Origin of the sequence: Psychrobacter sp. YGAH215 (genome assembly GCF_007280595.1) — a bacterium.
Taxonomy (GTDB): domain Bacteria; phylum Pseudomonadota; class Gammaproteobacteria; order Pseudomonadales; family Moraxellaceae; genus Psychrobacter; species Psychrobacter faecalis.
In genome coordinates this window covers 262700-275540 of the sequence record NZ_VKLR01000001.1, presented here as the reverse complement: position 1 = coordinate 275540, position 12841 = coordinate 262700, and the positions used below count along the sequence as shown (strand labels likewise).

The 12841-nt window shown below is 43.8% G+C and carries 12 protein-coding genes; 3 read left to right on the top strand and 9 right to left on the bottom strand.

What is annotated here, in order from left to right; translation table 11 throughout:
* Positions 1-47: 47 nt before the first annotated feature.
* From FOR85_RS01070 to FOR85_RS01030, 9 genes are all read right to left on the bottom strand, one after another.
* Positions 48-737: a 3-oxoacid CoA-transferase subunit A gene (locus FOR85_RS01070; protein WP_144296330.1), complete on the bottom strand. Its 690-nt coding sequence runs from the start codon at positions 735-737 to the stop codon at positions 48-50.
* A 113-nt stretch (positions 738-850) separates the two neighbouring features.
* Positions 851-2080 (bottom strand): benzoate/H(+) symporter BenE, encoded by a 1230-nt coding sequence (gene benE, locus FOR85_RS01065; protein ID WP_144296329.1) that lies wholly within the window; start codon positions 2078-2080, stop codon positions 851-853.
* A 75-nt stretch (positions 2081-2155) separates the two neighbouring features.
* Complete coding sequence (locus tag FOR85_RS01060) at positions 2156-2935, bottom strand: 1,6-dihydroxycyclohexa-2,4-diene-1-carboxylate dehydrogenase (RefSeq protein WP_144296328.1); 780 nt, start codon at positions 2933-2935, stop codon at positions 2156-2158.
* 59 nt (positions 2936-2994) lie between these two features.
* Positions 2995-4011, bottom strand: a complete 1017-nt coding sequence (gene benC / locus FOR85_RS01055) for a benzoate 1,2-dioxygenase electron transfer component BenC (protein ID WP_144296327.1) — start codon at positions 4009-4011, stop codon at positions 2995-2997.
* Positions 4012-4076: 65 nt separating this feature from the next.
* Complete coding sequence (gene benB / locus FOR85_RS01050) at positions 4077-4574, bottom strand: benzoate 1,2-dioxygenase small subunit (RefSeq protein ID WP_020443471.1); 498 nt, start codon at positions 4572-4574, stop codon at positions 4077-4079.
* Between the two features lie 62 nt (positions 4575-4636).
* Positions 4637-6022, bottom strand: coding sequence for a benzoate 1,2-dioxygenase large subunit (benA, locus tag FOR85_RS01045; protein ID WP_144296326.1), 1386 nt, complete (start codon positions 6020-6022; stop codon positions 4637-4639).
* A gap of 128 nt (positions 6023-6150) precedes the next feature.
* Positions 6151-7074 carry a catechol 1,2-dioxygenase gene (gene catA / locus FOR85_RS01040; protein WP_144296325.1) on the bottom strand — a complete coding sequence of 308 codons (924 nt, stop codon included), beginning with the start codon at positions 7072-7074 and terminating at the stop codon, positions 6151-6153.
* Positions 7075-7173: 99 nt separating this feature from the next.
* The gene (gene catC, locus FOR85_RS01035) at positions 7174-7464 is read right to left on the bottom strand and encodes a muconolactone Delta-isomerase (RefSeq protein ID WP_144296324.1); all 291 of its coding nucleotides are present in this window, start codon (positions 7462-7464) and stop codon (positions 7174-7176) included.
* 42 nt (positions 7465-7506) lie between these two features.
* Entirely contained in the window at positions 7507-8679 is a 1173-nt protein-coding gene (locus FOR85_RS01030; RefSeq protein ID WP_144296323.1) for a muconate/chloromuconate family cycloisomerase, read from the bottom strand.
* A 187-nt stretch (positions 8680-8866) separates the two neighbouring features.
* On the opposite strand from FOR85_RS01030, the gene FOR85_RS01025 reads away from it, so the two are divergent.
* The 3 genes from FOR85_RS01025 to FOR85_RS01010 all read left to right on the top strand — a co-directional run bounded on the left by FOR85_RS01025 (position 8867) and on the right by FOR85_RS01010 (position 12821).
* Positions 8867-9784: a LysR family transcriptional regulator gene (locus tag FOR85_RS01025; protein ID WP_144296322.1), complete on the top strand. Its 918-nt coding sequence runs from the start codon at positions 8867-8869 to the stop codon at positions 9782-9784.
* A 595-nt stretch (positions 9785-10379) separates the two neighbouring features.
* Positions 10380-11531, top strand: coding sequence for an acyl-CoA dehydrogenase family protein (locus tag FOR85_RS01015; protein ID WP_144296321.1), 1152 nt, complete (start codon positions 10380-10382; stop codon positions 11529-11531).
* 81 nt (positions 11532-11612) lie between these two features.
* A complete protein-coding gene (locus FOR85_RS01010; RefSeq protein ID WP_144296320.1) occupies positions 11613-12821 on the top strand; it encodes an acetyl-CoA C-acetyltransferase in 1209 nt (402 codons plus the stop codon).
* The last annotated feature ends 20 nt before the right edge of the window (positions 12822-12841 follow it).

The window sequence follows — 12841 nt, the reverse complement described above, 5'->3', positions numbered from 1 at the left end:
TATAGTTGGCAGTATTAAGCGGTGGCTGTAGTAGCTGTGCTAGAAAGTTAAGCGCTAGCAGCTTCAGTGCTAGCAGGCTGAATTTGCACCACATGCTGCACAAAGATACCCGGCGTAATAACGTGCTCAGGATCAAGCGCGCCAAGCTCAACCGTTTCGGAGACTTGGGCGATAGTAATATCAGCCGCCATTGCCATGATAGGACCAAAGTTACGCGCAGACTTGCGGTAGACTAAATTGCCCCAGCGATCGCCTCTAGAAGCTTTAATTAAAGCAAAATCAGCCTTGATCGGATATTCAAGAACATAGTCTTTACCATCGATTTCTCGAGTCTCTTTGCCTTCTGCGAGTAAAGTACCAAAGCCTGTGGGCGTATATACCGCACCGAGTCCCATACCAGCTGCTTGAATGCGGCAAGCCAAATTCCCTTGTGGTACTAGCTCAAGTTCAATCTTGCCAGCATGATAAAGCTCATCAAATACCCAAGAATCCGATTGACGCGGGAAAGAACAAATGATTTTACGCACAGCACCTGTTTTTAAGAGCTTGGCAAGGCCATGGTCGCCATTACCGGCATTATTATTAATGATGACCAAATCCTTTACGCCTAAATTAATAAGTCCATCAATGAGTTCAGCGGGTTGACCCGCTGTGCCAAAGCCACCAATCATGATGGTAGCGCCATCTTTGATTTGACTCAGTACGTCAGTGATATTTTTCTCTGCTTTGTTAATCATGTTTATATCCTATAAAAAGTCATATGAGGTAGTGTCTTTAAAATTAATAAGTGGTACATGGGTTGGACTCATTGCTCTGACACTACTTAATTTTTTTCGTAAGAGACTTGCTCTTAATTGGCTTCATTATTAGAGGTCGTTAATGAGATAGATGATGTTGGTAGTAGGCGTTTTTTGGTCAGAATATAGTGAGCAATCATGCCAATAAGAATGCCCCAAAACACAGAGCTTAATCCCAAAAAGCTCATACCCGATGCTGTCGCCAAAAAGGTAATTAACGCTGCATCTCTTTGCTCATCATTTTTCATAGCAATGGTGATATTGGCAGAAATGGCACCGATTAATGCAAGGCCGGCCAGTGCCGCGACAAGCTCTTTTGGAAGCAAGCTAAATACCATCACGATACTGCCAGCAAATAAACCGCCAAATAAATAGAAGATGCCATTAGCGACACCTGCGATATAGCGCTTTTCCTTAAGTTCATGCGCATCTTTGCCAGTACAAAGCGCGGCTGTGATAGCGGCAAGTACGATAGTGATACCACCAACACATGCAACTGCTAACGAGGCGAGGCTTGTAACACTCACAATAGGCTTGGCTGGCGTGTCGTAACCGCTAAGATTTAAAATAGCCATACCGGGTAAGAATTGACCAGTTAAGCTCACAAGGATGAGTGGTATAGCGAGGTTAAACGTTGAGTTCCACGACCATTCAGGGGCAATAAAAGTAGGTATAGTGATAGCTAAATCGAAATTGACAGGGTTCATTTTGCCAAGTAAGACGCTTAAGATAACACCGCATATCAATACCCAGATCATCGTATAGCGCGGCGAAAAGCGTTTGGCTAATAAATAGCAACCGAGCATGCTAAAGACGATAAATGGCATGCTATCAGTGGCTTTAAATAATTCTAAGCCGAATTGAAATAGAATCCCTGCCATCATGCCAGCGGCGATACCGTTAGGAATCCATTTTAATATTTTGTCGAAGTAACCTGTCGCTCCAACAATAAATATGACAATCGCCGAGATGATATAACCAGCAACGGCTTCATTAATACTCATCTGTGGAAATAGGGTAACCAGTAGAGCGGTACCAGGTGCAGACCATGCTGTAATAACCGGTGTTTTATATTTAATGGATAAATATATACCAGGAATGGCAGCACCGATGGAGATACCCCAAATCCAAGACGCCATCATGGCATCTGATACTTGTGCGGCTTGTGCGGCCTGAAAAAAAATAATTAAAGGCCCCGCATAAGAAATAAGAACCGCTAAGAACCCTGCAACCGATGCGGAGAGCGACCAGTCGCTTTTTAAGGTTTGGATTACAGAGGCCATATTGCTTCCTTGCAAATTAGCATTCGTTACGGGATTGCAAATTAAGATGCATGCTACTAATTGGCAGATTTATTATTAGCCTTCGTCGCCACCGCCCACAGGAATGGTACTACCAGTAATATAAGAAGACTCATCGGATGCTAAAAACAAGATGGCATTGACTTGCTCATCAATCGTGCCGTAGCGTTTCATAAAGGTGCGATCAATGGTCTGATCAACCACCGCATTCATCCATGATTTTTCATCATCAGTTAATGGTTTGGCGTTACGTGGAATCTTTCTGGGCGGCGCTTCAGTACCGCCAGTTGCCACAGCATTCACGCGTATACCATCGTTTGCATACTCAAAAGCGAGCGATGCGGTCATGGCGTTCACGCCGCCTTTCGCTGTCGAATAGGGTATGCGGTTAATACCGCGAGTAGCGATAGAGGACACATTAACAATAGTGCCTGACTGCTGTTTGACCATGGTTGGTAAAACAGCATGACAACACCATAATGTTGGAAATAATGAGCGGCTGATTTCCTTTTGGATTTCTGCTTCAGAGAAGCTGGTAAAAGGTTTCATCCATATTGCGCCGCCGACATTGTTGACCAATATATCGATGCGCCCATAGCTATCAAGTGCCTTATCAATAGCCTCTTTAGCACCTTGATGGGTTTCAAGGTCAGCTTGAATGGTAATTGCCTCTCCACCATCAGCGATAATTTCAGCCAGCACCTCTTCTACTAATGGAGAAAAGTCTGCCATGACGATTTTTCCGCCCTCACTTGCTAAGCGTAATGCGACTCCGCGCCCGATGCCTTGGGCGGCACCAGTAACGATACATACTTTATTATCAAATCTTTTACTCATGACAGTCTCCTAAAAATCTTGCTCATGCTTTGCTAGTAGAGTAATACAGCTAGGCTACGTTATTGTTCACTAGGTGTGAATTTTTCATAGTAAAAATGACTCGGTTTTAGATTGCTGCTGTCTAACCAGTTACTCACCGCATCCACCATCCCTAACGGACCACACAAGTAGACATCGACGTCACCATCGTTCAGCCACTCATTATCAACATGACCGGTAACATAGCCTTTACGCTCATGCTGGCTGTCTTCAGTGGCGACACAGGTGCGGTAGTCAAACCAAGGGTGGTTTTGTTTGACTTCTTCTAGTTTCTCAACTTCTATAAGATCAAAGTCGTTGGTGACGCCGTAAACCATCCTGACAGGATGGTGAGCACCAGATATTTCTAAACTTTTTAGCATCGATAGAAAAGGCGCAATACCGGTACCACCTGCTAGGAATAATGTCGGACGAACAAGAGGACGTAGATAAAAGCTACCAAATGGGCCTTCGAAATCCATATCTTGGCCAATTTCAGCGATGTCAGATAAAAAAGTACTCATCTTACCGTTAGGAATATTACGAACGACGAACTCAGCCTGCTTGGCATTGGGTACAGAGCTAAATGAGTAAGAGCGCGTTTCGTTGGAGTTAGGAATGTTGATGTTGACGTATTGACCTGGAAGAAACACCAAGGCATCTGAGTTGTCAATATCAATACCAAAATGAATGGTAGATTCAGACAACACATTGAGTTGCTGTAATTTACCTTTAAAAGTAGATTTACCAACTTTACAGGCTTCAGAGGAGGTTGGTACTTTGATCACGCAGTCGCTTTCTGGAATCATCTGGCAGGTGAGTACATAACCTTCAGCGGCTTCAGCTTCTGTCAGTGCATCTTCGATATACATATCAGGGTGCATGTCGTAGCTGCCAGATTCACAATGGCAACGGCAAGTACCGCAAGCACCATCAAGGCAATCCACAGGGATATTAAATTTTTGACGATAAGCGGCTTCGGCGACGGTTTCGTCGGCTTCACATTTGATGAAGCCTGTGACGCCGTCTTCGAACTGTAGAGCAATATTATATTCCATGAGAAATATCCCTTTTCAACACGTATTAATTAAAAGCTAGTGGCTAAATAATAAGTGAATAATGATTAGACGTGATAGACGTCCATGATTTGATGCACATAGTCGTCTTTTAAGACCACATACTTATCCAAAATTTTTGGTTGGTCTTGAGTCATGTCTATTTTGTACTGAGAGTAACCCCAATAGGTATTGGTCTCGTGATAGCGAAAGGACTTGTTGATCCAGTTGAAACGCACCGTCACAATACCGTCATTGTCTTCGAGTAGTTCAATATTCGATAAATTGTGCGTGGTACGCGTATCAGGAATGGTCGCTGATGAGCGCTCAGTCTCGATGCGGAAGATACGATCTTCAAGACCACGGCGATCCGGATAATAAATCAGCGAGATTTCTCGTTGTGGGTCGCTGATGAGCTGACCATCATCATCCCAACTTGGCATCCAGAAAGGGCAGTCTTCATCGTAATAAGTGAGCCATTCTTCCCATTTTTTCTCATCCAATAAACGCGCTTCACGGTATAGAAACTGTCTAATGTCTTCAATGTTAACCGTTGCATTTTTCATGATTGATATCCTTATTTTTTGTCAGTTCTACAATAAATAGCAGAGTAATAATAAAAAATGTATTAGTCGCTATTAGCACCGTGTAGCTGCTGCTCTTGCTCTAGAGCTTTTTTCATCTCTTCATGCCAGTAGCGATGTTGGACGGTATATAGTCCTTCATCTTCAGTCTTAACACCACTCATTAAAGGTTTGAGGTCAATAGCGGCAGCGCCTTCATCTGCACCTTGAATCCAGTGCTCGGAGCCTCGGCACATATCATTCCATTCAAGCTTGATACCGTTATAACCTTCTTGGCATGAGCGGAACTCTTCTAAGTCATCAGGGGTTGCCATACCAGTAACGTTAAAGAAATCTTCATACTGACGGATACGGCGTGCACGTGCCTCGTCGCTTTCGCCTTTTGGTGCGATACACCAGATACTGACTTCAGTTTTGTCAACCGCGATAGGGCGTAGCATGCGAATTTGTGAGCTGAACTGATCCATGATGTAGACGTTTGGATATAGGCATAAATTACGTGAGCGCCCAATCATCCAGTCCGCCATGGCTTCACCGTAGCTGGCGACATACTCATCGCGATAAGCATAGTTTGGACGGTCTTGTGGGTTTTCCCATTGTGTCCATAACAGCATGTGACCGTTTTCAAAAGAATAAAACCCACCGCCTTGTCGACCCCATTTGCCAGCGTTCATGGCTTTGATATTGTCTTCTTTGACAGCTTCAGTTTCTTTACGGCGAGCAGTTGTCGCAGCGTAGTTCCAATGCACGGCTGAAACGTGATAGCCGTCAGCACCGTTTTCAGCTTGCAGTTTCCAGTTACCATCAAAGGTATAGGTTGAGGTGCCGCGTAGAACTTCTAGGCCTTCTGGCGACTGATTGACAATCATGTCAAGAATTTTGGTAGAGCCGCCAAGCCAGTCTTCGATTGGCTGAACATCATCATTTAAGCTGGCAAAGATAAAGCCTTTATAATTGGCTATCTTCACTTGTTTTAGGTCGTGTGAACCGTCTTTGTTGAATATCTCAGGATAACCTGCGCCGCGTGGGTCTTTTACTTTAAGCAGCTTGCCTGTGTTGTTAAAAGTCCAACCGTGGAATGGGCAAGTGTAAGTGGCTTTATTGCCTTTTTTATGTCGGCAGAGCTGTGCACCACGATGTGAGCATGAGTTAATCATGCAATGCAGCTCGCCTTCTTTATTGCGGGCAAGAATAACAGGCTGACGACCAATGTATGAGGTGTAGTAGTCGTTGTTATCAGGAACTTGAGACTCATGAGCCAAATACACCCAATTGTTTTCAAAGATGTACTTCATCTCAAGCTCGAACAACTCTTCGTTAGTGAAGGCGCTACGATGCAGGCGATAAATCCCTTTTTCACTGTTCTCTTCTAAAAAATCATCAATACTGATGTCTGATCCTTCAGGTACTAGATTGATACGCTGGCTCATGGCTGCCTTCCTTGTATAATGACGGTATAAAATGAGATTAGAAGCTAACGTTTGATACGACAACTGAGGACATATCAAACGTAAGTCGCTAATAGTTATTAATGAATGCTATTTAATATGAGTGCTCATTAACCTTGAGCACGGCGGCGTTCTACTTCGCTGCCTTGTATAGCTTGGTCAATGTCTTTTACTAAATGAAAGTCAAAGTCGATACTTGCGTAAGGCTTATCAAGCGCTTTTTCTTTTAGCTTGTCCGCATCTTCGACCATCGTTACCTCTGGTACCAAACCTTCGCGGCTGGCAAAAGCAAAGTCATCCCATAGGTACTCATCGCCATCGATGTTAATCTGCGTGGTCAATTTACGATGCCCGTCGGCACTGGCGAAAAAATGAACATGAGCTGGGCGATGACCATGACGACCCAGCGCGCCCAATACTTTTTGCGTCATGCCGTCTGGTGGCACTGAGTAACCTAGCGGTACAATACTGCGGAAGGCATAATTGCCGTTTTCGTCGGTGATGATGCTGCGACGTAGGTTAAATTCTGACTGTGACTCATCAAAGAAAGAGTAGTTGCCTAAGCTGTTGGCATGCCAGACTTCAACTTTAGCATTTGGTAGTGGCTTGCCATCGTTATCATAAACAGTGCCTTGCATAAACAGCACGGTACCATTATCAAGGTCTGTACCATCGTCTAGACGCGCAAAGCCTTTTGCTTCTGGCGCACCAGCGACATAGAGTGGCCCCTCGATCGTACGTACAGTACCACCGTCAAGACCGGCTGCTTTTAAATCCTCTTCAATCATTAAATCCATGAAGTGATCGAAACCCAAGCCTGGTGATAATAAACCAGCTTCTTTGCCCAAATCGCCAATAAACTCAACCCCAGACCAGTATTCGTCGGCAGTGATTTTTAAGTCATTAATGGTTTGCATAAGGTCGGTTACGATACGTAATACAATCTCTTGTACGCGTGGATTGACTTGCTCTGGGAAGTCAATTTTGCCTTTGATGAACTGCGTGGCTAATGCTTCAATTTGGCTGCGTTCCATGTCTCTCTCCTTGTTGAGGACTGTTTTATTAAAAGGTAACTACATTGAGTATTCTTACTCAGTTTTTATAGATTCTGATATCAGCTGTACTGGCTTGCTTTAGCTGTCATCACTACGAACAGATGATGGATGACGTAACAATGGGGTTACTTCAACATTCATATACGGGTACAGCGGAAGCGACATCATAATGTCGTGTAGTTCTTCATTACTCTCAACATCAAAGATGCTGAAGTTAGAGTACTGACCGGCTATGCGCCAAATGTGACGCCATTTACCTTGGTCTTGGAGCTTTTGTGACAGCGCTTTTTCGGTGGCTTTAAGCTCGTTGACCTTGTCGGCGTCCATATCTGTTGGGATTAAGACATCCATTCTGACGTGGTATAACATAATTATTTCCTTATATTTGATGACGGGTAATTTTTTTAGCTGTTACAGCATTTCAGTTTGAGCATTAGTGGCAAATTGCGGCTTCGATGATTTAAGTGAATTATTGATTGCTTGTTTGGCGTAGTGATAGACTTTATCGCTATCTACTTCGATACCAAGACCTGCGCCCGTAGGTACATTTAACCCAAAATTTTGATAATCAAGAGGCTGTACTAAAACATCGTCGGTTAATAACAACGGACCAAACAGTTCGGTGTCAAAATTTAGACTGGGATAGGTTGAGAATACATGAGCTGAGGCCACCGTACCGATAGGCCCTTCAAGCATAGTGCCGCCATACAGCTCGATACCTGCTAGATGTGCCATTTGTCCAATAAGACAAGCTGCTCTCAATCCGCCTGCTTGATTAATTTTTACCGCAAAGACATCAGCATAATGATCTGCTGCTAAATGAAAGGCATTCTGAGGATCTTGGACAATTTCATCCGCCATAATGGCCACATCAAAATGTTCGGTTAAGCGTTTTAGAGCGGCTTTATTACGCATTGATATAGGTTGTTCTATTAAATCAATGCCTCCAGCTTGTAATAGGCTAATACCTTGCATTGCCTCAAGTTCTGTCCAAGCCTGATTGACATCAACGGTAATGCGGCAATTAGGCAAGGCTGCTTTTATGGCTAATACGTGGGCCACATCATCAGTAATCGGATTGCTACCGATTTTTAATTTAAAAATGCGATGGCGCTTTTGCTCAATCATGCGCTTAGCTTCGGCGATATCGGTCGCTGTATTGCCGCTGGCAAGCGTCCAAGCCACTTCGATACGGTCACGAACACGACCACCAATCAGCTCACTTACTGGTAGGTTTAGGCGTTTACCTTCAATGTCGAGTAGGGCAGTTTCAATCGCACACTTTGCAAAGCGGTTGCCATTGATATGAAGACTTAGCAGCTGCATGGCTTTTGCTGGACTAGTCGGCTGCTCTTTTAATAAAAGAGGGGTAAAGTAGGTGTCGATATTGGTTTTGATGCTATGAGGGCTTTCTTCAGCGTAGCTTAGGCCACCAATGGTGGTCGCTTCGCCCCAACCTTCGTAGCCATCTTCTGTTTGAATGTGCACCAACACCAAAACTTGTTCGTTCATAACGGTACAAGCGAGCTTATGAGCCCTTATAGTAGGTATTGGTACCAATAAAGTATTAATTGAACGAATCATAACAGTCCCTATTAAGTTAATGCTGCTTCCTTATGCTTAATAAGAACTATAGTTGCTGTATAACGACATGTCTAAGACCTATTTAGTCTATTATTAATACCTTTTAGGTATTTTGATAACCAACCCGCACCATGTTATGTTCTTTAGGTATCGATAAGCTTATAGATCACTCAAGGAATAACATTCAATGGAATTGAGACATTTACGCTACTTTGTAGCGGTGGCAGAGGAAAAAAGTTTTAATAAGGCAGCAGAGCGTTTGTTTATTTCACAGCCCCCACTGAGCCGTCAGATAAAACAGTTGGAAGAAGAGATCGGCGTCACGCTCATTGATAGGGACAATCGTCCTTTAAAGCTTACAGAAGCTGGCGACTTTTTTTATGATCATGCGCTGCAGATAATAAAAAAATCAGATGATCTGCGGGCGATGACCTTTCGTAAAGGCAGCTTTGACAACACATTATCGATAGGTTTTGTGTCGTCGATATTATATGGCATATTGCCAAAAGTGATTGCGCGCTTCAGAGAGGTGTATCCAAATATAGAGATTAAATTATATGAATTGAACTCTTGGCAGCAAAAGCAAAGCTTAGTAGAAGGCAAAATAGATGTCGGTTTTGGGAGGCTTTTATTTGAAGACGCTTCTATTAGGCGATTATTACTAAGACAGGAGCGTTTAGTGGTTGCGGTTCCTAACAAGCATCGATTGGCAAAAGAGCAACAAAAGAGCATTCGTTTAATGGATTTAACCAATGAAAATTTATTGTTATATCCAATGGCACCTCGTCCTAGCTTTATTGATTTTGTCTTAGAGCTCTTTGAGTCACGCAATCTAAAAGCAAACTATTTTACTGAAGTACGTGAGCTGCATATTGCTTTAGGATTGGTAGCAGCAGGTGAGGGCTTGACTATTGTACCAAAAACGCTTGAGCATCTGCGGAGTCAGGAAGTGACTTATATTCCTTTCGAGGACGGGCTTTTAACCTCGCCTATTGTTATGAGTGTGAGGCATTTTGACAAATCAGAGCTATTAAAAACATTGTTGGAGGTGACTTATCAGATTTATGATGAAGAAGGGTTTGATTATAAGCCTGAAAAAATTTAAGAAGATCAATTGCTCATTAATAATCTTAATATGAACTCATAATAGGATAGTTTTATGCCAGAATTCCATTACAAACCCGAAACAGGCCCGGCGGAAGTAGCACGGCTCGTTTGTGGTAGCCCTTATTATAATCGTCGTGAATACGATTTTTCTGAACTAGAAGACTGACTATAAAGAGCTGATATATGATTATTCGTTTACCAGATTCCGTTATGCGCTTGATGCAGCATATCTCAACGATATCTAAGTATAAGGTCCGCCACAGTCTTATACATTCTGAAAACCTTGAAAATACCATAAAAAGAGGCTTGTCGTATCGCTGCGAACAAGCCTTTTTTTATGAAATATAAGGAACAGTCTTAGGGTAAGTGGTCAAATCTACCAATCACGATTTTATACAAGTTTATTGAACAAAGCTTTTGGTTAATTTAGTATGTTTTTGCGAGTTGTTAAATATATGGCTTTAGAGAGTTAACATATATGGTAATTATGATTACCGTATATTGGCTATTATTCTAATAAACGTTAGTTTTAATCGTATCAATTTCATTATTTTTTAATTTATGTCTGTTAATTTACGTCAAGGATGACCCGTATGAGTATCAAAGCATTTCCAGCAAAATGGATGACTGAAGAACACGAAATGGTATATGACAGTGCGCTAAAAATGTTTCAAAGCTGGGAGGACAAAGACGAGCAGTGGCGAGAAAACGGTATGATTGACCGCGCGGCTTGGGAAGAGGCCGGCGAGATGGGCTTTTTATGTGCGTCAATACCAGAAGCGTACGGCGGCGGCGGCGGTGATTTTGGTCATGAAGCCGCGATTCTTTTGGCGCAGGCGCAGGCGAACCGAGCCAGTTATGGCGGTATGGTGCACTCAGGTATCGTGGCCCCATATATCTATAAGCTTGGAACTGAAGAGCAAAAAAAATCATTGTTGCCTAAGATGGCGACGGGTGAATATATTGGCGCTATTGCGATGACTGAGCCGACGACGGGCTCTGATCTGCAGGCCATCAAAACTTATGCGATAAAAGAGGGTGATGACTATATCATTAATGGTTCAAAAACCTTTATTACCAATGGTCAGCATGCCAATATCGTGCTATTGGCTTGTAAGACAGACCGCGATAAGGGCGCACAAGGCGTCTCGCTTATTCTTGTTGAGACCGACGATTTAGAAGGCTTTACACGTGGCCGTAACCTGAAAAAGACGGGTCTTGCTGGACAAGATACTTCAGAGCTTTTCTTTAGTAATGTGCGTGTGCCACAAAAAAACGTACTAGGCGGTGTCGAGGGGCTCGGCTTTATACACATGATGCAAGAGCTGCCGCAAGAGCGCCTGATTATTGCTTTAAGTGGCTGCGGCGCGATGAAACTGGCATTAGAGCTGACGCTTGAATATGTCAAAGAGCGTGAAGCCTTTGGCAAGCCAATTTGGCAATTCCAAAACACGCGCTTTAAGCTCGCTGAGGTACAAGCGGATTATTTAGCGGTAAAAGCCTTATGTGATTCAGCAGTTGAGGCGCAAATACAGGGTAAGCTTGACGCCGCGCAAGCATCCTTAATCAAGTACTGGGTGACAGAAAAACAGTGTAAAACGATGGATGAATGCTTACAGTTATTTGGTGGTTACGGTTATATGTCAGAGTACCCAATCGCTCGTATGTATGCCGATGCTCGCGTACAAAAAATCTACGGCGGCACTAATGAAATCATGAAAGAGCTGGCCTCGCGCTTTATGTAATCGCTTATGAGTGAGCAGAATGCGCGCTTCTCAACACTTCCTTATTTAAAACTAGCTACTTAAAAATTAAAGGGATTTATTATGACCCAGACCGCTTATATCTATGATGCGATCCGCACTCCACGTGGTAAAGGAAAAAAGGATGGCGCTTTGCATCAAGCATCGCCGATTTGGTTGACACGTACGCTACTTAAAGAGATGCAGCAGCGTCATCACTTAGATACCAGCCTCGTCGACGATATCGTGCTGGGTTGTGTGACGCCAGTCGGTGAGCAAGGCTCAGATATCGCTCGTATCGCTGCTCTCGATGCAGGCTGGGATCAACGTGTAGCAGGGGTGACGTTGTCACGCTACTGCGCCTCAGGCCTTGAATCTATCAACCTTGCTGCTGCCAAAGTCATGTCCGGTATGGAAGAGATGGTAGTCGCAGGCGGCGTTGAGTCTATGAGCCGCGTACCGATGGGCTCAGATGGCGGTGCTTGGTATATGGATCCACGCGTTAATGATGCTACTGGTTTTGTCCCACAAGGGGTTGGCGCTGATACTATCGCGACCCTAAAGGGCTTTAGTCGCAGCGATGTTGATGAGTTTGCCACTGAATCACATAGAAGAGCCGCCGCCGCTTGGGAAAAAGGCTATTTTGATAAATCAGTGGTGCCTGTTAAGGATATTAATGGTTTATTACTATTAGACAAAGACGAAACCATTCGTCCAAATACTGATGTTACTACTTTAGCAAAGCTCAATCCGTCTTTTGCTATGCCCGGTCAGATGGGTTTTGATAGCGTTATTTTGGATAAATACACCACGATTGAAAAAGTAAACCACGTGCATCATGCTGGCAACTCATCAGGTATCGTTGATGGTGCTGCTATCTGTCTTATCGGTAGTGCGGCCGCTGGTGGCAAAGCTGGCCTCAAGCCGCGAGCGAAGATTACTATGGCAGCGGTCATTGGCTCAGAGCCTTCTATTATGCTGACAGGTCCGACACCAGCTTGTAAAAAAGCGCTAGATAAAGCAGGTATGCAAGCGTCTGATATCGACCTATGGGAGATAAACGAAGCCTTTGCTGCTGTTCCGATGAATACCGCTAGCGACTTTGGTATTTCATTAGATAAAGTCAATGTCAATGGCGGCGCGATTGCGATGGGTCACCCACTCGGCGCAACAGGTGCGATGCTAATGACGACGGTGCTTGATGAGCTTGAGCGCTGCGATTTAAAAACCGCCATGGTTACGCTATGCGTCGGCGGCGGTATGGGGATTGCAACTATCATTGAGCGTGTATAAAAACATTTAGCAAAAACGAT

Coding starts and splice junctions, on each gene's coding strand:
- FOR85_RS01070 (WP_144296330.1), bottom strand. CDS start 737: ATGATTAACAAAGCAGAGAAAAATATCACTGACGTACTGAGTCAAATC.
- benE (WP_144296329.1), bottom strand. CDS start 2,080: ATGGCCTCTGTAATCCAAACCTTAAAAAGCGACTGGTCGCTCTCCGCA.
- FOR85_RS01060 (WP_144296328.1), bottom strand. CDS start 2,935: ATGAGTAAAAGATTTGATAATAAAGTATGTATCGTTACTGGTGCCGCC.
- benC (WP_144296327.1), bottom strand. CDS start 4,011: ATGGAATATAATATTGCTCTACAGTTCGAAGACGGCGTCACAGGCTTC.
- benB (WP_020443471.1), bottom strand. CDS start 4,574: ATGAAAAATGCAACGGTTAACATTGAAGACATTAGACAGTTTCTATAC.
- benA (WP_144296326.1), bottom strand. CDS start 6,022: ATGAGCCAGCGTATCAATCTAGTACCTGAAGGATCAGACATCAGTATT.
- catA (WP_144296325.1), bottom strand. CDS start 7,074: ATGGAACGCAGCCAAATTGAAGCATTAGCCACGCAGTTCATCAAAGGC.
- catC (WP_144296324.1), bottom strand. CDS start 7,464: ATGTTATACCACGTCAGAATGGATGTCTTAATCCCAACAGATATGGAC.
- FOR85_RS01030 (WP_144296323.1), bottom strand. CDS start 8,679: ATGATTCGTTCAATTAATACTTTATTGGTACCAATACCTACTATAAGG.
- FOR85_RS01025 (WP_144296322.1), top strand. CDS start 8,867: ATGGAATTGAGACATTTACGCTACTTTGTAGCGGTGGCAGAGGAAAAA.
- FOR85_RS01015 (WP_144296321.1), top strand. CDS start 10,380: ATGAGTATCAAAGCATTTCCAGCAAAATGGATGACTGAAGAACACGAA.
- FOR85_RS01010 (WP_144296320.1), top strand. CDS start 11,613: ATGACCCAGACCGCTTATATCTATGATGCGATCCGCACTCCACGTGGT.